General features: G+C 74.3%; 21 protein-coding genes. 12 read left to right on the plus strand and 9 right to left on the minus strand.

All coding sequences use genetic code 11. From position 1 onward, the window contains the following. Positions 1-67 precede the first annotated feature (67 nt). The 4 genes from ACH5AR_RS19210 to ACH5AR_RS19225 form a co-directional block, all read right to left on the minus strand. Complete coding sequence (locus ACH5AR_RS19210; protein WP_396302609.1) at positions 68-952, minus strand: SGNH/GDSL hydrolase family protein; 885 nt, start codon at positions 950-952, stop codon at positions 68-70. Further along, on the minus strand, positions 927-2,159 hold the full coding sequence (locus ACH5AR_RS19215; protein ID WP_396302610.1) for a glycosyltransferase: 1,233 nt from the start codon (positions 2,157-2,159) through the stop codon (positions 927-929). The genes ACH5AR_RS19210 and ACH5AR_RS19215 overlap by 26 nt, the downstream gene beginning before the upstream one ends. Further along, positions 2,156-3,379 (minus strand): glycosyltransferase family 4 protein, encoded by a 1,224-nt coding sequence (locus ACH5AR_RS19220; RefSeq protein WP_396302611.1) that lies wholly within the window; start codon positions 3,377-3,379, stop codon positions 2,156-2,158. Before ACH5AR_RS19220 ends, ACH5AR_RS19215 begins: the two co-directional genes overlap by 4 nt. 119 nt (positions 3,380-3,498) lie before the next feature. After that, positions 3,499-3,687 (minus strand): YegP family protein, encoded by a 189-nt coding sequence (locus ACH5AR_RS19225; RefSeq protein WP_396302612.1) that lies wholly within the window; start codon positions 3,685-3,687, stop codon positions 3,499-3,501. A gap of 516 nt (positions 3,688-4,203) precedes the next feature. Here ACH5AR_RS19225 and ACH5AR_RS19230 point away from each other — a divergent pair. After that, positions 4,204-5,700, plus strand: coding sequence for an IMP dehydrogenase (locus ACH5AR_RS19230; RefSeq protein WP_396302613.1), 1,497 nt, complete (start codon positions 4,204-4,206; stop codon positions 5,698-5,700). A gap of 175 nt (positions 5,701-5,875) precedes the next feature. Here ACH5AR_RS19230 and ACH5AR_RS19235 read toward each other — a convergent pair whose 3' ends face one another. Then, the gene (locus ACH5AR_RS19235) at positions 5,876-6,520 is read right to left on the minus strand and encodes an HAD family hydrolase (protein WP_396302614.1); all 645 of its coding nucleotides are present in this window, start codon (positions 6,518-6,520) and stop codon (positions 5,876-5,878) included. 608 nt (positions 6,521-7,128) lie between these two features. On the opposite strand from ACH5AR_RS19235, the gene ACH5AR_RS19240 reads away from it, so the two are divergent. From ACH5AR_RS19240 to ACH5AR_RS19270, 7 genes are read left to right on the plus strand one after another with little or no spacing between them, the layout of a single operon-like run. Further along, entirely contained in the window at positions 7,129-7,659 is a 531-nt protein-coding gene (locus ACH5AR_RS19240; protein ID WP_396302615.1) for an adenine phosphoribosyltransferase, read from the plus strand. Positions 7,660-7,670: 11 nt separating this feature from the next. Continuing rightward, positions 7,671-7,964 (plus strand): acyl carrier protein, encoded by a 294-nt coding sequence (locus ACH5AR_RS19245; protein WP_396302616.1) that lies wholly within the window; start codon positions 7,671-7,673, stop codon positions 7,962-7,964. Further along, on the plus strand, positions 7,961-9,187 hold the full coding sequence (locus tag ACH5AR_RS19250) for a cytochrome P450 (RefSeq protein WP_396302617.1): 1,227 nt from the start codon (positions 7,961-7,963) through the stop codon (positions 9,185-9,187). Before ACH5AR_RS19245 ends, ACH5AR_RS19250 begins: the two co-directional genes overlap by 4 nt. Positions 9,188-9,192: 5 nt before the next feature. Beyond that, positions 9,193-10,659: an amino acid adenylation domain-containing protein gene (locus tag ACH5AR_RS19255; protein WP_396302618.1), complete on the plus strand. Its 1,467-nt coding sequence runs from the start codon at positions 9,193-9,195 to the stop codon at positions 10,657-10,659. Between the two features lie 25 nt (positions 10,660-10,684). Beyond that, positions 10,685-11,470, plus strand: a complete 786-nt coding sequence (locus tag ACH5AR_RS19260; protein ID WP_396302619.1) for a thioesterase II family protein — start codon at positions 10,685-10,687, stop codon at positions 11,468-11,470. Next, positions 11,467-12,501 carry a threonine aldolase family protein gene (locus tag ACH5AR_RS19265; RefSeq protein ID WP_396302620.1) on the plus strand — a complete coding sequence of 345 codons (1,035 nt, stop codon included), beginning with the start codon at positions 11,467-11,469 and terminating at the stop codon, positions 12,499-12,501. Before ACH5AR_RS19260 ends, ACH5AR_RS19265 begins: the two co-directional genes overlap by 4 nt. Before the next feature lie 22 nt (positions 12,502-12,523). Beyond that, on the plus strand, positions 12,524-13,684 hold the full coding sequence (locus tag ACH5AR_RS19270; protein ID WP_396302621.1) for an MFS transporter: 1,161 nt from the start codon (positions 12,524-12,526) through the stop codon (positions 13,682-13,684). Positions 13,685-13,721: 37 nt separating this feature from the next. Here the strand turns inward: ACH5AR_RS19270 and ACH5AR_RS19275 are convergent, their stop codons facing one another. Further along, the gene (locus ACH5AR_RS19275) at positions 13,722-14,399 is read right to left on the minus strand and encodes a TetR family transcriptional regulator (RefSeq protein WP_396302622.1); all 678 of its coding nucleotides are present in this window, start codon (positions 14,397-14,399) and stop codon (positions 13,722-13,724) included. 80 nt (positions 14,400-14,479) lie between these two features. Here ACH5AR_RS19275 and ACH5AR_RS19280 point away from each other — a divergent pair, with 80 nt between their 5' ends. Further along, on the plus strand, positions 14,480-15,361 hold the full coding sequence (locus tag ACH5AR_RS19280) for an SDR family NAD(P)-dependent oxidoreductase (RefSeq protein WP_396302623.1): 882 nt from the start codon (positions 14,480-14,482) through the stop codon (positions 15,359-15,361). 72 nt (positions 15,362-15,433) lie between these two features. Here ACH5AR_RS19280 and ACH5AR_RS19285 read toward each other — a convergent pair whose 3' ends face one another. After that, complete coding sequence (locus tag ACH5AR_RS19285; protein ID WP_396302624.1) at positions 15,434-16,081, minus strand: HNH endonuclease family protein; 648 nt, start codon at positions 16,079-16,081, stop codon at positions 15,434-15,436. 171 nt (positions 16,082-16,252) lie between these two features. Next, positions 16,253-17,668, minus strand: a complete 1,416-nt coding sequence (locus ACH5AR_RS19290; protein ID WP_396302625.1) for an amino acid permease — start codon at positions 17,666-17,668, stop codon at positions 16,253-16,255. Positions 17,669-18,102: 434 nt separating this feature from the next. On the opposite strand from ACH5AR_RS19290, the gene ACH5AR_RS19295 reads away from it, so the two are divergent. After that, the gene (locus ACH5AR_RS19295; protein ID WP_396302626.1) at positions 18,103-18,318 is read left to right on the plus strand and encodes a hypothetical protein; all 216 of its coding nucleotides are present in this window, start codon (positions 18,103-18,105) and stop codon (positions 18,316-18,318) included. 163 nt (positions 18,319-18,481) lie between these two features. Here ACH5AR_RS19295 and ACH5AR_RS19300 read toward each other — a convergent pair whose 3' ends face one another. Next, a complete protein-coding gene (locus ACH5AR_RS19300; RefSeq protein WP_396302627.1) occupies positions 18,482-19,483 on the minus strand; it encodes a deoxyribonuclease IV in 1,002 nt (333 codons plus the stop codon). 388 nt (positions 19,484-19,871) lie between these two features. Between ACH5AR_RS19300 and ACH5AR_RS19305 the strand changes: the two genes are divergently transcribed. After that, entirely contained in the window at positions 19,872-20,960 is a 1,089-nt protein-coding gene (locus ACH5AR_RS19305; protein WP_396302628.1) for a nitrous oxide reductase family maturation protein NosD, read from the plus strand. Between the two features lie 97 nt (positions 20,961-21,057). Next, complete coding sequence (locus tag ACH5AR_RS19310; protein ID WP_396302629.1) at positions 21,058-22,092, plus strand: methyltransferase; 1,035 nt, start codon at positions 21,058-21,060, stop codon at positions 22,090-22,092. The last annotated feature ends 129 nt before the right edge of the window (positions 22,093-22,221 follow it).

Here is a 22,221-nt window from a genome sequence, read left to right on the forward strand (position 1 = left end):
CGGTCGGCAACGGCGCAGCCCGGGAACGGCCCGTCCCCGGGCAGGTCCGGCGGTGCGGCCGCCCCCCTCAGCCCAGGGAGGCCAGGGCCTGCGCCGTGGCCAGGGCCATCTGCTCGTCATGGCGCCGGCTCCCGCCGCGCAGGCGGGCGACACCCTCCGTGGCCGCCAGGGCGAGCAGGCCGGGCAGGAGGTCGGTGCTGCGGGCGGCGAGCCAGCGGGTGCCGCGGGTGGCCATCCACCAGAGGTCGGCGGCCAGGCCCGGCGGGGGGTCGGCGGGGGCGGCGGCCGGAGGCGGTCCGAGCGGATGGCCGGCTTCGGCGAGCAGGTGGTGGAACCGGAGGGCGATCAGGTGGTGGCCCTCGGCGCTGGGGTGCAGGCGGTCGACGCTCAGCAGCCGGCGCTCGGCGAGCCACGGCAGCTCGGCGATGTGCAGGTGCACCGCCCGGTGGCGTTCGGTGAGGGCGTGCACCACGGTGTTGACGGCCCGCATCCGACGCGCCAGCGGACGGGCGAGCGGAGCCGGGAGGCGGAGCAGGGCGCCGGGGTCGGGCAGGCAGGCGGTCAGCAAGGTGGCGCCGTGGCCGGACAGTTCGCCCATCGTGGCGTCCAGTTCCAGCGTGGTGCGCCGGATGTCGAAGCCCGAGCGCAGGGTGTCGTTGCCGCCCACCACCAGGGCCGCGAGCTGGGGCCGCTGCGCCAACGCCAAAGGCAATTGACGGACCGTCAGTTCCACGGTGAGCGCCCCGCTGTACGCGAGGTTGGTGAACTCGACGCCCTGCCCCCCGGGTGCCAGTGCGTGGGCCAGGACGGCGGCCCAGCCGCGCCAGCCGTCGCCGACCTGGTCGCCGACGCCCTCGGTGAGCGAGTCACCGAGGGCGACGAAGCGCAGCAGCTCGCCCGCTGCCGGGCGTTCCTCCGCCGTCCGGTCACGCCCGGCTTCCAGCATGCTCATCCCGACCCCCGTCCGCCGCCTCGTCGTCGCGCACGCCGTGCGCCGCCAGGAACGCCGCCACCGCCGCGGGCCAGCCGTACCGCTCGGCCTGCGCCCGGGCGGCGGCCCGCCTCGTCTCCTCCGGCCGGTCCAGCAACTGCCCCACGGCACAGGCGAATCCGGTGCCGGTGTCGACGGCGGCCACCCCGGCGAGCCCGACCAGGCCGGGCAGTGCCGAGGAGCGGCTGACCGCCACCGGCGTTCCGCAGGCCAGTGCCTCCATCGCGGCCAGCCCGAAGGTCTCGACCGGGCCGGGCGCGAGCACCACGTCCGCGCAGCCGAGCAGCCGGGCCAGCTCCGCCCGCCCGCCGAGGTGCCCGAGGAAGCGCACCGGCAGCCGCAGCCGGGCGGCCCGGGCGGCCAGCCGCTCCCGCAGCGGGCCCGTCCCGGCGACCACCAGCACCGCGGGCCGGCGCCGGGCCCGCAGCGCGGCCAGCGCCTCGATCGCCCGCTCGGGCCGCTTCTCCGCGGAGAGCCGTGAGCAGAGCACCAGCAGCGTCTCGCCCGGGGCGGCGTACCGGGCCCGCTCGGCGGCCCGTACGCCCGGCGCCGGCGGGCGCATCGCGGCGAGGTCGACCCCCAGCGGGGCCCGGACCAGGTTCGGGGTGCCGATCCGCCGGAACTCCGCCGCCGCCCAGTCGGTGGTGCAGAGCACCGAGTCGTAGGCGCGGGCGGTGGCCGCGTTGAGCCGGTCGGCCGCCGCGTGCGCGAGCGGGCCGGGCAGGCCCCGGGCGCGCAGCACCCCGGTGGCGCTCTCGTGCGAGACCATCACCGAGCGCACCCCGTGCCGGCGCGCCCAGGCACCGGTCCAGCGCAGCGTGGTGCGGTCGGACACCTCCAACCGGTCGGGGGAGAGCCTGGTCAGTTCGGCGGCGACCGCCCGCCGGTCGGTGAGCAGCCGGTAGCCGCCGCTGGCCGGCAGCACCGGGCCGGGCAGGGTGACGACCACGCCCTGCTCGGTCTCCTCCTCGGAGCGCCGCTCCCCGGGGACGATCAGCACCGGACGGTGCCCGGCGGCCCGGTAGCCGGCGCCCAGGTGGCGCAGCGCGGTGCGCAGGCCGCCGGAGACCGGGGTGACGAAGTTGGCGAGCCGGATGATCGTCAGCGCCGGGCCGGCCGGCGGCGCCCCCTCCGTACGCGGCGTCCGGCCGCCGGTGTCGGGGCTCATGCCGGCAGCTCCTCCGGCAGTACGGGCACCACCGGGGCGGCCGGCGCCGGAGCACCGGGTGGCAGGGGCAGCGGCAGCCCGTGGTGCTCGGCCAGCACCTCGGCGTAGTGCCGCAGCAGCAGGTCCCCGACCGCCTCCCAGGTGCGGGCCGTGACCTCGGCCCGCCCGGCCCGTCCGTACGCGGCCCGCCGCGCCGGGTCGGCGGCCAGCTCGGCGACGGCCCGGGCCACCGCCGCGGCGTCCCGGGGCGGCACGAGCAGGCCGGTGCGGTGGTGGGCGACGAGGTCCAGCGGGCCGCCCGCCGCGGGGCCGATCACCGGCACGCCGCTGGCCATCGCCTCCTGGATGGTCTGGCAGAAGGTCTCCAGCGGGCCGGTGTGCACGAAGACGTCGAGGGCCGCGAAGCACCGCGCGAGCTCGTCGCCGGTGCGCCGGCCGAGGAACACCGCGCCCGGCATCGCGGCCTTCAGCCCGGGAGCCGAGGGGCCGTCCCCGACCACCACCACCCGCACCCCCGGCAGCGCCGAGGCCGCCGCCAGCAGGTCGACCCGCTTCTCCGGCGCCAGCCGCCCGACGTACCCGACCAGCACCTCGCCGCCCGGGGCGAGGGCCCGGCGCAGGGCCTCGTCCCGGTGCCGGGGGTGGAAGCGCACCGAGTCCACGCCGCGCGGCCACAGTCGGACCCGGGGCACCCCGTGCGCGGTGAGGTCCTGGGCGGCGGGGGTGGAGGGTGCCAGGGTACGGGCGGCGGCGCGGTGCACGGCCCGGATCCGCCGCCAGGCGGCGGCCTCCCCGAGGCCGCGGCCGGCCCGGTAGGCGTGCGCGTACCCGGCCAGGTCGGTCTGGTACACGGCCACGGCGGGCACCCCGAGCCGCGCCGCGACCTGCGCCCCGCGCGCGCCGAGCACGAACGGGCTGGCCAGGTGGACGATGTCGGGCCGGTGCCGGGCGATCGCGGCCGCCAGCTGCCGGCTGGGCAGCGCGATCCGGACCTGGGGGTACCCGGGCAGCGGCACCGACGGGATGCGCACGACGGGGACCTGCTCCGTCGCGGCGCCGCCGAAGGTCTCCGGCGGGCACGCGGCGCCCCGCGCCGGGGAGGGGGTGACGACGAGGGGCCGGTGGCCCCGGCGGACCAGGTGCTCGGCCGTCCGCAGCACGCTGTGGGCGACTCCGTTGACCTCGGGCGGGAAGGATTCGGTGACGATGACGACGCGCATGCCGGAGTTCTGTCCGCGCCCGGCGTGCACCCGGCCAAAGGGATCTGTCGTACAGGCGAACGCGGGTCGGCGATTTGCACCACCGGCCCGCGTCCCGGAACAGGGGCGTCCCGCGTCCGTCACACCGCCGCGGGGGCCTCCTTGAGCTCCGCGTAGGGCGCGAGCTTGCGGATCGACTCGATGCTCTTCAGGCAGTCGTCCTTGTTCTCCTGCGGGTCACCGGTCACCACGATCGCCCCGTTGCTCGCCTTGAGCCGGAACCGGTGCATGCCGCCCTCGTCCACGTACAGTTCGAACTTCCCAGCCATGCCAGAAACAGCCTTCCGCTCGGATGACCCCCTGGCACCGCAACCTAGGGCCCGCCCCACCGACCCGCCCGCCGACCGGACCCGTTCGGGTCACGCTGCCCGCGCGGCGGCTCCGGCCGCCCGCCGTCCGCGCCCGGCGGAGCGGCCCGGCCCGCTCCCGCCCCGTCCGTACCCGGACCACGCGGCCCGGGTCGCACCGTGCGACCGGAACCGGCGGCGCGCGCCTCCGAATCCGCCTGACAGACCCTCAGTTGTTCCTGCCCGTACCGTCCGGAACGCTGATCCCCGGCGTCATCGGGCGGTGATGACGGTGATTCGTCAACACCTCGGGCAGTGGATAGGGTGCATAGTCAACTGCCGCGCCTCGCAAGCGAGGAGGTGGCCAGGAAGCGCGCCCTGGTGGGGCGGAGCTCCGCCGTGCCCGTCCGCGCACCCGACCGGTCGAGCCGTCGGGCACGGGCGCGGCCTTCGCGGTCGGGCCGACCGGTGCCGGCCGACGGGATTCTGGAGGAAGACGTGGCACAGATCATCGCCGGGGTGTCCCGGACGTTCAACGAGTACCTGCTCCTCCCGAACCGGACACGAACCGACTGCCGGCCCGCGGCCGTCGACCTGCGCACGCCGCTGGCGCGGCACCGGCCCGGCGAGGCGCCGGCCATCGAGCTCCGGGCCCCGTTCGTGTCGGCGATCATGCAGGCGGTGGGCTCCCCGGAGCTCGCGATCGCGCTCGCCCGCGACGGCGGCCTGGGCTTCATCCACCACAACCAGCCGGTCGAGGAGCAGGCGGCGGACGTCCGGAGGGTGAAGAACTTCAAGGCCGGCTTCGTCACCAGCGACACCAACGTCCGCCCCGGGGACACCCTCCGCGACCTGGTCGCGCTCATGGGCCGGACCGGCCACAGCACCGCGGCCGTCACCCACGACGGGAGCGCCACCGGGCTCCTGCTCGGCCTGGTGACCTCGCGCGACTTCCACCCCCAGCGGCACGACCTCGACGGGCCGGTGAGCGGCCGGATGACCGCGCTCGCCGACCTGCCGCACGCCGGCGCCGACGTCACCCTGTCCGAGGCGAACGCGCGGCTGTGGGAGGAGCGGCTGGACTGCCTCCCGGTACTGGACGCCGAGGGCCGCCTCCAGTACCTGGTGTTCCGCTCCGACTACGCGGACAACAAGCGCTTCCCGAACCAGGTCGTGGACGGCGACAAGCGCCTGCGCGTGGGCGCGGGCGTCAACACCCACGACTACCGCGAGCGCGTCCCGGCCCTGCTGGAGGCGGGCGCGGACGTCCTGTGCTTCGACTCCTCCGACGGGTACAGCGACTGGCAGGCGGAGGCGCTGACCTGGACGAAGAAGCACTACCCGGAGGTCCCGACCGGTGGCGGCAACGTGGTGGACGGCGAGGCGTTCACCTTCCTCGCCGAGGCCGGCGCCGACTTCGTGAAGATCGGTGTGGGCGGCGGGTCCATCTGCATCACGCGCGACCAGAAGGGCATCGGCCGCGGCCAGGCGAGCGCCGTGCTCGACGTCGCCGCCGCCCGGGACGCCTACCTCGAGCGCACCGGCGCGTACGTCCCGCTGTGCTCCGACGGCGGCCTGGCGGAGGACTACCACGTGGCCCTGGCGCTGGCGATGGGCGCGGACTTCGTCATGATGGGGCGGTACTTCGCCCGCTTCGACCAGGCGCCCGGAGCGAAGGTCCCGACCAGGGACGGCTTCGTCAAGGAGTACTGGGGCGAGGGCTCCAGCCGCGCCCGCAACTGGCAGCGCTACGGCCAGGGCGGCCAGGGGCTGGTCTTCGAGGAGGGGGTCGACGGCTACGTCCCCTACGCCGGGGACCTCCACGAGGGCCTGGCCACCACGATGGCGAAGATCAGGTCCACCATGGTCTCCTGCGGTTCGGTGTCCCTCGGGGAGTTCCGGTCCTCCGCGCGGTTGACGCTGGTGTCCGAGCAGAGCCTCCAGGAGAGCCACGCGAGCGTCGCCCTGCGGGACACCTCCGGGACGGTCGCCTGAGGAACGGCGCGGGACGGCGCCGCGCCGACGCCGGAGCGACGAACGCCGCCGCGCCGACGCCGTGACGGCGCGGGGCCGGCGCGGGGCCGGCGTGAGGCCTCGCGGGCGGTCGGCGGCGGGGCGCCGGCCGCCCCGGCCGCCGACCGCCGCTGCGCCCGCCCGCGGGCCGCTTCGCTCAGGCGTCGACGAGGTGCGCGTCGAGCCAGGCCGGGAACTCGGTGAGGTCCTTCAGGACGACGTCGGCCCCCGCCGCGCGCAGCTCCTCCGCGGTGTACGGCCCGGTGGCCACCGTCACCGCGAGGGCGCCGCCGGCCCGTGCTCCGGCGATGTCGCCGAGGTGGTCGCCGACGTAGACACCGGCGTTCTGCTCCCGCAGCACGGTGCCCTTGCGGTCGGCGAAGACCGAGCCGAAGACGTCGTCGACCTCGATGCCGAGCGCTGCGAGGTTCAGCCGGGCGTTGGGCTCGAACTTTCCGGTGACGACGATGGGCCGGCCGCCGTGCCGATAGACGGCGGCGATCGCGTCGAGCGCGCCGGGCAGCAACGCCCCCACGGGAGCGCCGTACCGGGGGAACAGGGCCCGGTACCGGTCGGCGGCCGCGTCCACCTCCTCGGCGGGGAACCAGTGGGCCATCTCCTCCTCGATCGGCGGCCCGACACGGGTGATCGCCAGGTCGCTGTCGATGGCGACCCCCGTCTCGGCCGCCACCATGTCCAGCACCGCCTTGATGCCCGGCCGGCCGTCGGCCAGCGTCATGTCGAGGTCGAAACCTATGGTCAGCGCAGGTGGGGGAGACGCGTTGATCTCGGTCGTGTTCATGGCAGCAATGATCCAGCCAACCTTTTGGCGAAGCAAGCCTGAGTCACCGTCAGGTCGACCGGCGGGCGGGCGGGGCAAAGGTGGGGCCCGGGTGCCCGCCGGGCGCGTGGGGGGAGTTGCCGGAACGGCCGACTCCGGCAAATCGCCCGCAATCCGGCAGACCCGATGATTTCAATGTCAACACAGGCGCAGCCGGAGCATTCCGGCCTGACAAATCGTCAATTGTGCCTTCCCTGTGGATGAAAGACCAGGCGATCTTGCCGAGGGGTCGCCTGCGATGTAGCTTCGTCTGTAGCGACATGGACACGCCAGCTAGCGGTGCGGGATCAACCGGGGGGCTGTGTTTGCCGATGAAGTTCCTGTGGTGAACGGCGCCCTACCGCCGTGGGCTGCCTGATCATGCCCCCGGGGGCTCCCGACTCCGGCAGAGTCCGCCGATGAGATTTCCGGCGCAGGAGAGTCCTTTCCCCGAGCAGGCGCCACCGACCGCCGCGGTACGAGGCGGATCGTCCCCTCGTCATCGAAATCCGGAATTCCTTTCAGCAGTAGGCCTTTCCTGGCGTGCTCGCCGGGACCTTTCACTGCCGTTTCGGCAGCAAGGAGGACTCATGAAAACCGGTCATCAGCGGGACGGCGAATCAACGGTTCCGGTCTACCGGGACTTCAAGTCCGGCGTGGCGTTTCGCGACGTCATGCCGGTACTGGCCAGTCGGGATTCCTTCGGCGCGGCCCTCGAAGGCCTCACGGAGTGGTCCGCTCCACTTGCCCCGGATTTCGTCGCCGGAATCGACGCGCGGGGCTTCATCCTGGGTGGGGCGCTGGCGGACCGCCTGGGCTGCGGCTTCCTGGCCGTCCGCAAGGCGGGGAAGCTGCCCGGCGAGACGGTCGGCCGGACATTCTCCGGCGAATACTCGACCGACCGGATCGAGGTCCGCAAGGACCTGGTGCCGCCCGGCTCCAGGGTCCTCGTCCACGACGACATCGTCGCCACCGGAAACTCCGTGGCGGCCGCCGTGGAAATGCTGGAGGAGCTGGGCGCCACCGTGGTCGGAATCACCTGCTTGATCGAGAAGTCGTTCCTGGGGGGACGGTCGCGGGTGCGCGCGCCGTTCTTCTCCGTCTATTCGTTCGACGCGTGAGGGAGTAGCTCGTGGCAGTGGAAACAGCACGGCAGACAACGGTCCAGGAGCGGCTCGCCCGGTTATGGGCCGCCCGGCTGGAGATCACGTCGATCGGCCTGGACGAGGACTTCTTCGAACTCGGCGGCGACTCGATGACCGCCGCGGAACTCCAGGGGGACATCGACCGGGAATTCGGGGTCGAGGTGTCCGCCACCACCCTGTTCCTGTCGCCCACGATCACGGAGCTGGCGCAGGTGATCGAGGAGGCCGTCGCGGCGGCCGCGCCCGGCACGACCGGACCGCACCCGGGAGGCCGGCAGTGAGCACCGGCACGGCAGGAGACCTCACCGATCCCGGGCTCTACTCCCGGGGCGAACCGCACGAGGTCTGGCGCCGGCTGCGCGCCCACGACCCGGTCCACTGGCAGCCCGACTCCGAACGCCGCGGCGGCTACTGGGTCGTCACCCGGTACGCCGACGTCGAGCGGGTGCTGCACGACTACTCCGCCTTCACCTCGGAGCGGGGCACCCTGCTCAACCTGCTCGGCCGTGGTGACCCGGCGGCCGGCCAGCAGCTGGCGGCCACCGACCCGCCGCACCACGACCGGGCGCGGATCCCGCTCAAGCAGGCCCTCGCCGTCAAGCCGCTCGCCTCGTTCGCCGACCGGATCCAGGCCGGCATCCGCGAACTGCTCGCCCCCGGAGCCGACGGCCGGCCCTTCGACTTCGCGGTCGCGATGGCCCGGCTGCCCCTGGTCGCCCTCAGCCCCATCCTGGGCCTGCCGCCCGAGGACCACGAGCGCCTCATCCGCCTGGCCATGATGTCCACGGCCGAGGAGGACCCGGAGTTCCAGCTGCCGGGCGGGGTGGAGCCGACCCTCAAGCGCGGCCACCGGGAGATCTTCGCCTACTTCTCGGACCTCGTCCGGGCCCGGCTGCGCAACCCCGGTGACGACCTGATCAGCGTGCTGGCCGAGACCGAGGTGGACGGCGAGCCCATCTCGACCGCCTCGGTGATCTCCAACTGCTACAGCATGCTGCTGGGTTCGGCCGGAACCCTGCCGCACGTCCCGATCGCCGCGGTCGTCGAACTGGCCGGCAGCCCGCGCTACGCCGACTGGGCCGCGCACCCGGAGCTGCTGGACTCCGGCATCGAGGAGGCCCTGCGCTGGGCCACGCCCGCCAGCAACTTCATGCGCTACGCGCTCCAGCCGGTCGAACTCTCCGGCGTGCGGATCGCCGAGGGCGACGCCGTGGTCGCCTACCTCGCCTCCGCCAACCGGGACGCCGAGGTCTTCCCCGACCCCGACGTGTTCGACATCCGGCGCCGCCCCAACCGGCACCTCGCCTTCGGCGTCGGCCACCACTACTGCGTCGGCTCGCACCTCGCCCGGCTGGCCCTGCGCCTGCTGTTCACCGAGCTGTTCGCGACCTTCTCGTCGATCGAGGTGGTCGGCGAGATCGAGCGGATGCACTCGACGTTCCTGGCCGGCTTCAAGCGGGTGCCCGTGGCCGGGGTGCCCCGCAGGGCCACGGCGAAGGGCTGACGCGGATGACCACCCACTGGGTACCGGACCTGCCGGTCGCGCCGCTGCACGCCCCGCCGCACGTCCTCGACCTGATCGAACCGCTGCGGGGCCGGGGCCAGGGCACCGCGGTCGTGGACGGCGAGGGCTCGTTCGACTACGCGGAGCTGGACGAACGGTCCGCCGCGGTCGCCACCGCGCTGCGGGCCGCCGGGGTGGAGCCGGACGGCCCGGTCGTCGTGCACGCACGGCTGTCCCGCTGGGCGGTCGTCGCCATGCTCGGGGTGCTGCGGGCGGGAGCGCGCTACGTCCCCGTGGACGCGGGCTTCCCGGTCGCCAGGCAGCGCTACATCGCGGAGGCGAGCGGCGCCCGCCTGTCGGTGTCGGAGCCCGGCCTGGGCGTGCGGCTGGACGGCCTGCGCACCGTGTCCGCCGACACCGACGGCCCGCGCGGCGGGACCGTCCGCGGCACCCTGGCGTACACCTGCTTCACCAGCGGGTCGACCGGCCGGCCGAAGGGCGTCACGATCTCCGCCTCCGCGCTGGCGGCCTCGACCGCCGCCCGGCTCGCCTACTACCCCGAGCCGGTCTCCACCTTCCTGCTCTGCTCCTCGATCTCCTTCGACAGCTCCGTCGCCGGCATCTACTGGACGCTGGCCTGCGGCGGCCGGCTGGTCATCCCGAGCGACCGCCCGGCGGACCTGCTGGCGGTCGGCCGGGCGGCGGCGGAACACCGCGCCTCGCACCTGCTCATGCTCCCGTCGCTCTACGAGATCGCGCTGCGCGGCGGCCTCGCCGCACGGGCCGAAGCACTCTCGACGGTGATCGTCGCCGGCGAGGCCTGCCCGCCCGGCCTCGTCCGGCAGCACTTCGACGCACTGCCCCGCACCCGGCTCTACAACGAGTACGGCCCGACCGAGTGCACGGTCTGGAGCGCCGTCCACGAGTGCACCCCGGCCGACGCGGACCTCCCGGACGTGCCCATCGGCGGCCCCGTCCCCGGGACGAGCCTGTACGTGCGGTCCGCCGACGGCGCCGCCGTACCGCCCGGAACCCCCGGGGAGCTCCACATCGGCGGGCCGGGCCTCGCGGAGCCGGCCCGCGAGCTGTACCGCACGGGGGACATCGTCTCCGTCACCGCCGGGGCCGAACTGCGCTTCCACGGCCGCGCCGACCACCAGCTCAAGCTCGGGGGGATGCGCGTCGACCGCTCCGAGATCGAACAGGCGCTGCGCACCCACCGGGACGTGACGGCGGCCGCGGTCGGCGTGTGCAGCGTCCGGGGGCGCAAGAAGGTGGTCGGCTTCGTCAGCTCGACGACCGGTGAGGTCGACCAGCGCAGCCTCCGGGCGCACCTCATCGAGCGCCTGCCGGCCGTCGCCGTACCGACCCGCATCGTCGCGCTGCCCCGGCTGCCCGAGCTGCCCAACGGCAAGGTGGACCACGGCGCGGTCGACGAACTGGCCCACGACGCCCTGCTCCAGAAGAACTGACCGACGGAAGGAGGTGGGGACGACCGTGGCACCACCCCGGTGGCTGATGTGCCGTCAGCGGCGCCCCGACGCCGCGCTGCGCCTCTACTGCTTCCCGCACAGCGGCGGTTCGCCCGGCGAGTACCTGCGCTGGGCGGACCGGCTCCCCGCGGAGGTCGAGGTGTGGGGGGTCCAACTCCCGGGCCGCGGCAGCCGGATGCGCGAGCCTGCCGTGACCGACATGCGGGAGCTGGTCGGCGCGCTGACGGAGCAGGCCGAGTTCGCCGGCCCGTACGCCTTCCTCGGCCACAGCCTCGGCGCGATCGTCGCCTACGAGACGGCCGTCGCGCTGCGGGCCCTGGGCCGCCCGGAGCCGGAGCAGCTCATCGTGTCCGTGAACGGCCCCCCGCACCTGCACCGCCCCGGCCTGCCGCTCCACCTCCTCGACGGCGTCGACTTCGTCCCCCGGGTCGAGGAGCGGTACGGGCCGCTGCCACCCGAGCTCGGGAGCGACGAGCGGCTGCGCGAGCTGTACCTGACCAACCTGCACGCCGACCTGACCGTCGTCGCGACCTACCGGCACGTCCCGACGGCCCCGCTGAGCTGCCCCGTGCTCGCCCTCGGCGCCACCGACGACTGGGAGGAGGAGGCCCGGCTCCGCGAGTGGGGCCGGCACACCACCGGCCCGTCCGAGGTCCGGATCCTGCCCGGCGGCCACTTCTACTTCCGCGACCACCCCGACCTCTTCTTCGACTGCCTCACGGACAGCCTCACCGCCCTCACCGCGGGCCGGGCCGTCCGCTCGGCACCCGATCCCAAGGGAGCACCGTGACGAACCAGACCATCGACCTGCGGAGCGACACCGTCACCCGGCCCAGCCCGGCCATGCGCGCCGCCATGGCGGCCGCCGAGGTCGGCGACGACACCCTCGGCGACGACCCCACGGTCATCCGGCTGGAGCGGATGACCGCCGAGGCCTTCGGGTTCACCGGCGCGCTGTTCCTGCCCAGCGGGGTGATGGCCAACCAGCTCGCGCTGCGCCTGCTGGTGCCGCCCGGCCAGGAGCTGCTGGCCGACGCCGGCGCGCACTTCCTGCTCTACGAGGACGGCGGAGTCGCCTGGCACGGCGGGATCCTGACCCGCACGACGGTCTCCGACGACGGCCTGATCGACCCGGAGGTGCTCGCCCGGATGATCCGGCCCGCCACCGCGTACGGCAGCGGGACGCGGGCGGTGGCGGTGGAGAACACCCACAACGCCGCCGGCGGCGTGGTCTACCCCCTGGCCGCCCTGCGGGAGATCCGGCGGATCACCCGCGAGGCCGGGGTCACGGTGCACTGCGACGGCGCCCGGATCTGGAACGCCCACGTCGCCAGCGGCGTCCCCCTGGCGGACTACGGCGCCTGTTTCGACACGCTGTCCGTGTGCTTCTCCAAGGGGCTCGGCGCGCCCGCCGGGACCGTGCTGCTCCTCGACGCCGACCGCGTGGAGGAGGCCAGGGTCATGCGGCACCGGATGGGCGGCTCGATGCGGCAGACCGGGATCCTGGCCGCCGCCGCCATCCACGCCTTCGAGCACAACATCGGGAGGATGGCCGAGGACCACGCGAACGCGGCCCTCGTCGCCGGTCTGCTGCGCGACGCCGGGCTGGACGTCCGGGAGCCCCAGACCAACCTCGTGTTCGTCGAAGTCCCCGACGCGGCAGGGGTGCAGGAGATCTGCGCGGCGGCCGGCGTTAGGGTCTCGGTGATGGGACCGCGAACGGTCCGGCTGGTGGCCCACCTCGACGTCGACAAACAGCAGTGCGAGCGGGCGGCGCTGGCGGTCGCGAAGGCGGTCGGCCACCTGGCCACGAGCAACTGAGTGCGTGTAGGGGCTACTTGAGATGTCGTTCCGAGTGTGGCTGTCGGCCAGGTTCTTCCTGTTCTTCCTGACCTGGAGCTCGTACCTCTCCTACTGGGGGGTGTGGCTGCTCGCTTCCGGTTTCGGGGCGACGGAAGTCACCGCGGTCATCACCGCGGGCCTGCTGTCGCGCTCGGTCTCGATCGCCGTCGTCTTCCCGGTGCTCTGCCGGACGGTCCCGCTGCGGAGACTGTCCCGACTGGTCGCCTGGACGGCGACGGCGCTCGCCCCACTGTGCCTGACGCACCCTCAGTTCCCCGCGATGATGGCGCTGGCGGTCCTGATCGGGATCAGCTACCCGCTGCTGATGCCGCTGAGCGAGACCCTCGCGACCAGCGGCGCGGCGAGCGGCCAGGTCGACTACGGGAGCGTGCGCTACTTCGGTTCGGCCGGGTTCCTCGTCGGCCTGGGCGTGTCCGGCGTGGTCGGCCGGACGGCCGGCGACGGCGCGCTGGTGTGGGTCTTCGTCGTCGGGTGCCTGCTGCTCGCGCTGGCGGACGTGGCGCGCCCGACCGGGTTCCCGACGGTGGCGACGGTGGCCGGGGGCGGGCGCGGCCGGCTGCTGCGCAACCGCGTCTACCTCCTCGGGCTGGGCAGTTCGGTGCTGCTCCAGGGCGCGCACGCGGCGTACTACGCCTTCGGCGTCGAGTACTTCGGCCGGTTCGGGGTGTCGAGCATCAACGTCAGCCTGATGCTGGCGCTGGCCGTCGGGTGCGAGCTGCTGCTGTTCAAGTACGCGGGGCCGGTGCTCGGCCGCTACCCCGTGCCGGCGCTGTTCGCCGCGGCGGCCGCGCTCTCCCTGCTGCGCTGGGGCCTGCTCGCGGTGCCGGTGCCGCTGCTCGTCGTCGTGCTCACCCAGACGCTGCACGCGGGCACCTTCGCGCTGACCCACGTCGCGCACGCGCGCTGCGTGCAGGAGCACGTCCCCGAGGAGCTCTGGTCCGACGCCCAGGCGCTCTACTCGGGGCTGGCCATCGGCCTCGGGGTCGCCGCCGTCACCGCCGTCACCGGCCCGCTCTACACGCTCTCGCCGCACTGGGCCTTCCTGGCGATGGCGGTGGTCTGCCTGCCCTGCTTCCTGCTGGTCCGGCGGCAGGTCAGGCTGCTGCGGGCCGGTGCGGAGCTTCCCGAGCGCGTGTCGTGAGCGCGCGCCCGCGCGGCCTGACCACCACCCGCCCCGGTCAGGCGCCGGGCTCCCCGTGGCCCGCGGCCAGGCCGACGAGGGTGGCGGTCAGGACGCGGGCGAGCCGGGGTTCGACCTCGATGACGGCGTGGGCCAGCCGGGGGTCGCCGCGGTAGAGGGCGGCGACCTCGGCGCCCGGGTTCGCGATCTGCCACATCGCCCCGGCCAGTGAGACGGCGGTCGCGACCAGGTCGACGATGTCCTGTTCGTCCAGGACGGGCAGCTGCTCGCGGACGGCCGCGCTGATCGGCACCCGGGCGGCGAGCGTGGCCAGCTTGAACTCCCGCACCGCGTCGAGCGAGACGTTGCGCTCCAGGTTGAGCGGGGCGTGGGCGAGCAGGTCGCAGAACAGCCCGCGGGCCGCGAGGGTGGCGGCGAACGCCCCGGCGACGGCGGCCGGGCCCGGCTCCGCGCTCTCCCGCAGCCGCGCGGTCAGCGCCTGCGACCACTCCGCCCAGCCCTCGGCGGTCAGCCGCAGGAAGATCTCCTCGCGGGTCTCGAAGTACCGCAGCAGCGCCGACTTGTGCATCCCCACCGCCGCCGCGATGTCGGTCAGGGTGACGTCCCTGATGCCGTGCTCGCCGCCGAGCGACCGGGCCGCCGCCAGGATCGCGGCCTCGCGCCGGCGCTTGGCCTCGGGGGACCGTGCGCGCTTGAACTCCGATGCTTCATCCACGCACCCATGGTAGGGCAACGTCGTTGCCGTATTAGCGCAACGGCGTTGCGCTAATAACGCAACGGTGTTTTACTGTCGGCATGGAGCAGAACACGGAACAGGCCTGGTTCATCACCGGCAGCTCGCGCGGCTTCGGCCGCGCCCTCGTCCGCGCCGCCCTCGAAGCCGGCGACCGGGTGGCGGCGACCGCCCGTCGGCCCGAGCAACTCACCGATCTCGTCGAGGAGTTCGGCGACCGAGTCCGCCCGATCGCGCTCGACGTCACCGACCCGGCGGCCGCCCGCGCCGCCCTCGCCGAGGCGCACGCCGCCTTCGGCCGGATCGACGTGCTGGTCAACAACGCCGGCTACGCCAACGTCTCGCCGATCGAGACCACCGAGGACGCCGACTTCCGCGCCCAGTTCGAGACCAACTTCTGGGGCGTCTACCACGTCACCAAGGCCGCGCTCCCGCTGCTGCGCGAGCAGCAGGGCGGGCTGGTCATGCAGTTCTCCTCGGTGGGCGGCCGGGTCGGCGGCTCGCCGGGCATCGCCTCGTACCAGGCGGCGAAGTTCGCCATCGACGGGTTCAGCCGGGTGCTGCGCGCCGAGACCGAGCCCTTCGGCGTGCGGGTGCTGGTGGTCGAGCCCAGCGGCTTCCGCACCGACTGGGCCGGCTCCTCGATGGTCGTCCACGACGTCCCGGAGGCGTACGAGGAGACGGTCGGCGCCATGAACCGGCGGACGCGGCAGGGCGGCGCCGGTGCCGCGGGTGACCCGCTCCGCGCCGCGGAGATCCTCGTCCGGGTGGCCAAGCGGCGCGACATCCCCCACCACCTGCCGCTCGGGGTCAACGCGGCCGAGGGCGCGATCGCGATGGACCGGCGGCTCCTGGCGGAGGACAGCAGGTGGCGCGAGGTGGCCCGCTCGGCCGACTTCGCCGAGGCCTACCCCGTCGCCTTCCCGCCGGACCGGGCCGCCTGACCGCGCCCCGCCCGGCCTCGGCCCGCTACGGCCCGGCCCGGCAGGGGCGCCGGGCCGCGGCGGGCACGGGCCTCAGCAGTCGGCGAGGATGCCGGTGAGCGCGCCCTTCTCGGCGCCGTCCACGCTCAGGCCGTAGTACTGCTTCACCTGCACCCAGGCCCGGGCGTAGGTGCAGCGGTAGGAGGCCTGCGGGAGCCACTCGGCCGGGTCGCGGTCGCCCTTGGAACGGTTGCTGCTCGCGGAGACCAGCAGCAGCTGGGGGCGGGTGACGTCGTTGGCGAAGGCCTGGCGCCGGGCGGTGGTCCAGGCCCAGGCTCCGGAGGCCCAGGCTTCGGAGAGCGGCACCAGGTGGTCGACGTCGAAGGAGGAGGCGTTGGTGGTGGTCGCGCCGTCGTACGGCGAGGACCAGGAGCCGCTGGTGGCCTTGCAGGAGGTGTCGGTGGCGACGTTGGTGCCGTCCCGCTTGACGACCCACTCGCGGGTGTCGCAGGTGCCGCTGACGGTGATCCAGGTCGGGAACAGCGTGCGGTCGTAGGTGTCGCCGTGGCTCTCCGCGGTGGCGGGCATCGCGGCGAGGTAACTGCGGGCGGTGGCCGCGGAGATCGGGGTCGGCAGGGCGGCCTGGGCGGGGGTGCCGGTCGTGACCACGGTCACGGCGGCGAGGGCGGCGGCAGCCGGTATCCAGGACGGGAACCGGCGCGCGGGTGCGGCGGGGGCCATGGCGGACGCTCCATCATCAGATCGGATGAACTGCTGAATTGCGTGCGCCAGTGTGGCGATCCGGGCACCTACGCGGGTAGATCCGGGAAGTGAAATCCTTGTGCACATTGGACGCGCACCGGACAAGTCCGGTGCGCGTCAGGGGGGTTCAGGCGGGGGGCTCCTCGGCGGTCAGTCGCGGCGGCGGCCTGCCATCCAGACGTAGACCAGCACGCCCGCGAACAGGAACAGGACGCCCTGGTAGACGGCGGCGTAGCCGGCTCCCGCGACGAGCCAGAGGGAGAAGGCGAAGGCGCCCAGGCCGAGGACCGCGTCGCGCACCAGGCGGCCGCGGTCGACCTTCTCGCCGGCCCCGCGCACCAGCCAGTACAGCTGGGCGGCGGTGGAGAGCAGGTACGGCACGGTGGCGGTGAAGGTGGTGACCAGCACGAGGATCTCGAAGGCGCCCTTCGCGCCGCTGGCGAAGTTGAGCACGGTCAGTGCCGAGGCCAGCGAGACGCCGACCAGCACGCCGAAGGTGGGCACCCCGCGCCGCTCCTTGGCGAAGGCGGCCGGGAACAGCCCGTCCTTGGCGGCCGCGTACGGGGCCTGGGCGGAGAGCAGGGTCCAGCCGTTGAGGGCCCCGGCCATCGAGACCAGCGCGGCGGCGGCGATCACCGTGCCGCCCCAGGTGCCGCCGAACATGGCGTCCACGGCGTCCGAGAACGGCGCGCTGGAGTGGACGAGCTGCTGGTGGGCGACGGTGCCGAACACCGCGACCGTGCCGAGCAGGTACACCACCGCCGCACCGGTGGTGCCGAGCACGCTGGCCCGGCCGACGTTGCGCTCCGGGTCGCGGACCTGGCCGGCGCTCATCGCGGCCGACTCCACGCCCAGGTAGCTGAACAGCAGGATCGCCGCGGCGGCGGACATGCCGCCCGCCCAGCCCTGGCCGGTGCCGTCGAAGGGGCCGAGGTTCTTCGGGTCGAAGAAGAACAGGCCGCCCACCGAGACCAGCAGCAGGGGGACGAACTTCAGCACGGTGGAGACGAGCTGGACCGCCCCGACGTAGCGGGTGCCGGCCAGGTTGGCCAGGGCCGGCAGCCACTGGAAGGCCAGGGCGGCGGTGATCTCCAGGGGGACGGAGTGGTGCAGCGGCAGCAGCACGTCCAGGTACCCGACGGCGGCCACGGCGAGTGCGGCGTTGCTGACCCAGGTGGTGATCCAGTACGACCAGGCGGACAGGAAGCCGGCGAAGTCCCCGAAGGCCTCGCGGGCGTAGACGTACGGCCCGCCGGTGCGCGGATTGCGGCGGGCCAGCTGCCCGAAGACCAGCGCCAGCGCGATCGCGCCGACCGTGAGCACCGCGAAGGCGACCAGGCTGACCGTGCCGAAGGGCGCCACGGCCGCCGGGATCATGAAGATGCCGCCACCGATGATGTTGCCCATCACCAGGGCGGTGGCGGTCGCCAGCCCGAAGCGGCGGCCGGTCGGTCGCGGTGTCGGGGCGGCCGGAGCGGGGCCGGGCGGCGGGGAGCCGAGCGGTGCCGGGGTCTCCGGGCCGCTCGGTCGGGTCGCCTGCCGCGGAGCGGCGGGGCTGGTCTGCATGAGGGTGGTGCGCCTTTCGTGCTGCTGTGCCCGCGCTCGGTGGAGCGCCATGGAGCGACCATTCATGCTCGGATGAGGCGGGACCTTGCACCAAATCGATGGGATTTGTTCAGTTCGCCCGGTCCGTCACCGCAAGATTTGTGGCTGCGGGGCGCTGGGACGGGGACTCGTCCGGCGCCCTCCGCGCGGCTGTTCGACCGGGTTCGCGACGGTCCACCCGGATTCACGGCGGTGCGGCGGGATTCGTCCGGCCGGGGGAGTTGTCTCACTCGATTGCCTCAGCCCGGTTGCGGCGCGCGCCCGAAGCGGCGCGTTCGTGTGCCAACGTTGGCGCGGCGCCTCCCCGGTGGGGCGCCGCCCGGCCTGCCGGGCGGCCGAACGGGCCGGTCGCGGGCGCGGGTTGAGGACCAGAGACGAACCAAAAAGGACATCAGATGTCGCTTCGTGGGAAGATCCGCAAGCTCGCCGTGATCGTCGCCGTGGCCGGTGCCGTGGTGGCGGTCCCGACCTCGGCCATGGCGGGGGGCTTCGCTCCGACGCAGTCGGAGGGGCAGAGCCTGGAGTCCGGCACCGCGGGCGTCGGCCTGTTCGGTCCGCACGCCAGCTGGTTCAACTACGCCGAGCACGGCGAGAGCGACTGCGGCTGCTGATCACCTCTGCCCCGCCGAGCCCGGAGGCCGTCCGTCGGCCTCCGGGCTCGCGGCCGTCCCGGGCCGGTTGCCGTGCCGGGCCGGTTGCCGTGCCGTGCTGGGCCTGCCGCCGTCCCGGGCCGGTTGCCGTTGCGCGCCCGCTGCCGTCCGGGGAGACCCGGCCCTATCGGGGCCGTCGGGCGGCGGCGGGTTCCCGTCGGTCCGCCGCACGGGTACGGGCCCGCGGGCCCGGGACCGCCGCCCGCCCCCGCAGCTCCTTCAGCACCGCGATGTCCGTCGCGTGCCCGGTGCCGTCCCCGCCGTGCTTGCGGTCCGGGGTCTCCACCAGCAGCGGGACCCCGGCCGTCTCCGGGTGCTCGAACAGCTCGCGGAACGGCTCGGCGCCGATCATCCCGGCGCCGATGTTGGCGTGCCGGTCCTTGCGGGCGCCGACGACGTCCTCGGAGTCGTTGGCGTGGATCAGCCGCAGCCGGCCCGGTCCGGCCGCGGCGGCCAGCGCGTCCAGGGCGGCCGTCACCCCGCCGGGCTCCGCCAGGTCGTGCCCCGCGGCGAACGCGTGGCAGGTGTCCAGGCAGACCCCCACCTTCGGGTGGTGGTCCAGCGCCTCCACGTACTCCGCCAGCTGCTCCAGCCGGGAGCAGAGCGAGCTGCCCTGGCCCGCCGTCGGCTCCAGCAGCAGCCAGGGCGCGTCGTCGCCGAGCCCGTCCAGCTCCTCCAGCAGCGGCCGGACGTCCGCCCGGACCTGCGCCATCGCCTCGGCCCGGCGCGACCCGCCGCCGGGGGCGGTGCCGACCGCCGAGCCGGTGTGCAGCACGACGCCGAGCGCGCCGATGGAGTGGCCGCGGCGCAGCGAGTGCCGCAGCGAGTCGGCGGAGCGCTCCCGGGTGGCCGGGTTGTCCGAGCCGAAGTTGATCAGGTAGGGGGCGTGCACCCAGGCCGGAACGCCCCGGTCGGCGCAGGCGGTGCGGAACTGCTCGTCCTGGGCCGGGTTGCCCGGGGGAGTGGCCCAGCCGCGCGGATTGGCCACGAACACCTGGACCGTCTCCGCGCCGACCCGCTCCGCGTACGCCAGGCCGGTGCCGGCCAGTCCGCGGCCGGCCACCGGGACGTGGGCGCCGATCGGGTTGCGGAGGGCGGCGGCGGGCGGTACGGGTGCGCTGGTCATGGCTCCGAGCATGTCATGCGCCCGGCCCCGGGTACCAACGGCCGGAAGGAGTGGTCCGCTGTCCTCGATCGAGTGAACGCGCCCCCGCGCCCGCCCCCACCCGCCGCCCCCGCGCCCGCATCCACCCGCCACTCCCGCCGCGCCCGACCGCCCGCCCGGCCCCCGTCCCCGCGCCACGCCGGGCCGTCCCACTCCTGGTCGACGCCCCGTCAGCCCCGCAGCCCAGCCCTGGTGGCGGCCCCGCCCGGCCGCCCGTACCGTCGACACGGCCGCACCCACCGGCCGTCACCATCCGCGCACAGCGCGTCAACCCGCACCGCCGGACCGGGCGGGGGACCACACCACCCGCACGAGCACCGCGCGCGCCGAAAGAAACAGGTCACCTCCCATGCCCACGCGACGGGTCCACCACCTCGCCGCGGCCACCGCCGCCGCCACCACCCTGACCACCGTCCTCACCGCTCTGGCCGCCGCCCCGGCGGCCCGCGCCGACAGTCGCCTGCCGCTGATCACCGTCCGGCAGGGCGAATCGATTCAGCAGGCCGTCGACGCCGCCCGGCCCGGCGACACCGTCCAACTCCTCCCCGGCACCTACCGGGGCAGCGTGCGGATCACCACCCGCGGCGTCACCCTGCGCGGCTTCGGCGCGGAGAGCGTGATCACCCCCGGGGACGACGCCGGGAACGCCTGCGCCGCCGCCGGGCACGGCATCTGCGTGGTCGGCACCGAGGGGCAGCCGCTGCCCGACGTCACCATCGCCAACCTCGCCGTCACCGGCTTCCGCAAGAACGGCATCGACGCCAGCGGCACCACCGGCCTGACCGTCACCCACACCTTCGTCCACCACAACGCCCAGCAGGGCATCAGCCAGGAGATGTCCACCCGGGCCACCATCCGCGGCAACCGCTCGGCCGACAACGGCCAGTCCGGCGTCTTCCTCGCCAACTACGCCTACCGCGAGGGCGGCTCGCCCGACACCGGCGGCACCGTGGTCGAGGACAACGAACTGACCGGCAACCGGGTCGGCGTCACCGTCCGCCGGCTGCGCGGGCTGACCGTCCGGAGCAACGGGATCAGCGACAACTGCGCCGGCGTGTTCGTGGTCGGCGACGAGGGCGTGCCCCGCGCCGGGGACCTCGACGTCCGGGACAACACCGTCGTCGGCAACAACAGGTTCTGCCCGGCCAACCCGCGCCTGGGCGCCATCCAGGGCGCCGGCATCGTGCTCACCGGCACCGAGGACACCCGGGTCACCGGCAACGAGGTGCGCGACAACACCGGCACCTCGGACTTCTCCGGCGGCATCGTCCTGTTCCGGAGCGCCGTCGGGGTCGCCAACACCCGGGCCGTGATCACCGACAACACGCTGAGCGGCAACGGTCCGGCCGACCTCGCCGACCGCGACTCCGCCACCGGCACCGGCAACACCTTCGCCCGCAACACCTGCGCGCGCTCCGAGCCGGCCGGCCGCTGCTGAACCCGACTGAACCCGACCGAACGCAGACGCCCCGCCTCCGCAGAACGCCGCCGCCCGCCGCCGCACCAGGAACCCCAAGGACCGAGGAAACCCACCCATGACCACCGCACCCGCCCACACCAGCGCCCAGGCCGCGATGCGCCTGCGCGAACTCGTCTTCGGCGCCGCCTGCGCCGCCGCCGTCCGCGCGGCCGCCCGGCTCGGTGTCGCCGACGTGCTCGGTGACACCCCGGCCACCGCCACCGACCTCGCCCTCGCCCTCGACACCGAGCCCCGCCAGCTGCGCCGCCTGCTGCGCGCGCTCGCCTGCTACGGGATCTTCGCGGAGCTCGGCGACGACCGCTTCGAGCACACCGAGATGTCCCGGCTGCTGCGCGAGGACGCCCCGAACTCGCTGCGCTACATCTCGCTCTGGTGCACCGAGCCGTGGACCTGGGAGGCCTGGCCGAAGCTGGACGAGGCGGTCCGCTCCGGCCGCAACGTCTTCCCCGAGCTGTTCGGCAAGGAGTTCTTCGACTACCTGCACAGCGACGCGGGCGACTCGGCGAAGGTCTTCGACAAGGCGATGACCACCTCCAGCCGGCAGTCCGCCCAGGACTTCGCCGAGTACCTGGACCTCACCGGCATCGACTCGGTGGCGGACATCGGCGGCGGCCAGGGCCACGTGCTGGCCAGCCTGCTGGAGAAGCACCCGGCGCTGCACGGCACCCTGCTCGACCTGCCCAAGGTGGTGGCCGGCGCCGACCCCCGGCTCCAGGACGGCGGTGCCTTCTCCGCCCGCGCCCGCCTCATCCCGGGCGACTGCCGGGTGGAGATCCCGGTCCGCGCCGACCTCTACATCATCAAGAACATCCTGGAGTGGGACGACGACAGCACCCGCCGCACCCTCGCCAACGTGGTGAAGGCGGCCGGCTCCGGCGCCCGCGTCGTCGTCGTGGAGAACCTGGTCGACAACAGCCCCTCGATGCGCTTCACCACCGCGATGGACCTGATGCTGATGCTCAACGTGGGCGGCGCCAAGCACTCCGAGGAGTCCATGGTCGGCCTGATGGCGGAGGCCGGACTGACCGTCACCGCCGTCCGCCCCGTCAACCCCTACCTGCACGCCTTCGAGGCCGTGGTGAGCGGCTGAGCCAGGCCGCCCGCCGCACGACGAGCGCCCGGGCCCCCGGCCCGGGGGGCCGCCCGATGCGGTGAGCCCCACACCCGAGGGCGGGGGACAGAAGCTATGGAGATAAAACGAGTGAACGGGAAAAAAGGG

This window comes from Kitasatospora sp. NPDC018619, assembly GCF_044391605.1.
Taxonomy (GTDB): Bacteria; Actinomycetota; Actinomycetes; order Streptomycetales; family Streptomycetaceae; genus Kitasatospora.

Excerpts from the sequence above, each read along its gene's own strand:
- ACH5AR_RS19210 (WP_396302609.1), bottom strand. The coding sequence starts at position 952 with ATGAGCATGCTGGAAGCCGGGCGTGACCGGACGGCGGAGGAACGCCCG.
- ACH5AR_RS19215 (WP_396302610.1), bottom strand. The coding sequence starts at position 2,159 with ATGAGCCCCGACACCGGCGGCCGGACGCCGCGTACGGAGGGGGCGCCG.
- ACH5AR_RS19220 (WP_396302611.1), bottom strand. The coding sequence starts at position 3,379 with ATGCGCGTCGTCATCGTCACCGAATCCTTCCCGCCCGAGGTCAACGGA.
- ACH5AR_RS19225 (WP_396302612.1), bottom strand. The coding sequence starts at position 3,687 with ATGGCTGGGAAGTTCGAACTGTACGTGGACGAGGGCGGCATGCACCGG.
- ACH5AR_RS19235 (WP_396302614.1), bottom strand. The coding sequence starts at position 6,520 with ATGAACACGACCGAGATCAACGCGTCTCCCCCACCTGCGCTGACCATA.
- ACH5AR_RS19240 (WP_396302615.1), top strand. The coding sequence starts at position 7,129 with ATGAAAACCGGTCATCAGCGGGACGGCGAATCAACGGTTCCGGTCTAC.
- ACH5AR_RS19255 (WP_396302618.1), top strand. The coding sequence starts at position 9,193 with ATGACCACCCACTGGGTACCGGACCTGCCGGTCGCGCCGCTGCACGCC.
- ACH5AR_RS19270 (WP_396302621.1), top strand. The coding sequence starts at position 12,524 with ATGTCGTTCCGAGTGTGGCTGTCGGCCAGGTTCTTCCTGTTCTTCCTG.
- ACH5AR_RS19280 (WP_396302623.1), top strand. The coding sequence starts at position 14,480 with ATGGAGCAGAACACGGAACAGGCCTGGTTCATCACCGGCAGCTCGCGC.
- ACH5AR_RS19285 (WP_396302624.1), bottom strand. The coding sequence starts at position 16,081 with ATGGCCCCCGCCGCACCCGCGCGCCGGTTCCCGTCCTGGATACCGGCT.
- ACH5AR_RS19290 (WP_396302625.1), bottom strand. The coding sequence starts at position 17,668 with ATGCAGACCAGCCCCGCCGCTCCGCGGCAGGCGACCCGACCGAGCGGC.
- ACH5AR_RS19295 (WP_396302626.1), top strand. The coding sequence starts at position 18,103 with ATGTCGCTTCGTGGGAAGATCCGCAAGCTCGCCGTGATCGTCGCCGTG.
- ACH5AR_RS19300 (WP_396302627.1), bottom strand. The coding sequence starts at position 19,483 with ATGACCAGCGCACCCGTACCGCCCGCCGCCGCCCTCCGCAACCCGATC.
- ACH5AR_RS19305 (WP_396302628.1), top strand. The coding sequence starts at position 19,872 with ATGCCCACGCGACGGGTCCACCACCTCGCCGCGGCCACCGCCGCCGCC.
- ACH5AR_RS19310 (WP_396302629.1), top strand. The coding sequence starts at position 21,058 with ATGACCACCGCACCCGCCCACACCAGCGCCCAGGCCGCGATGCGCCTG.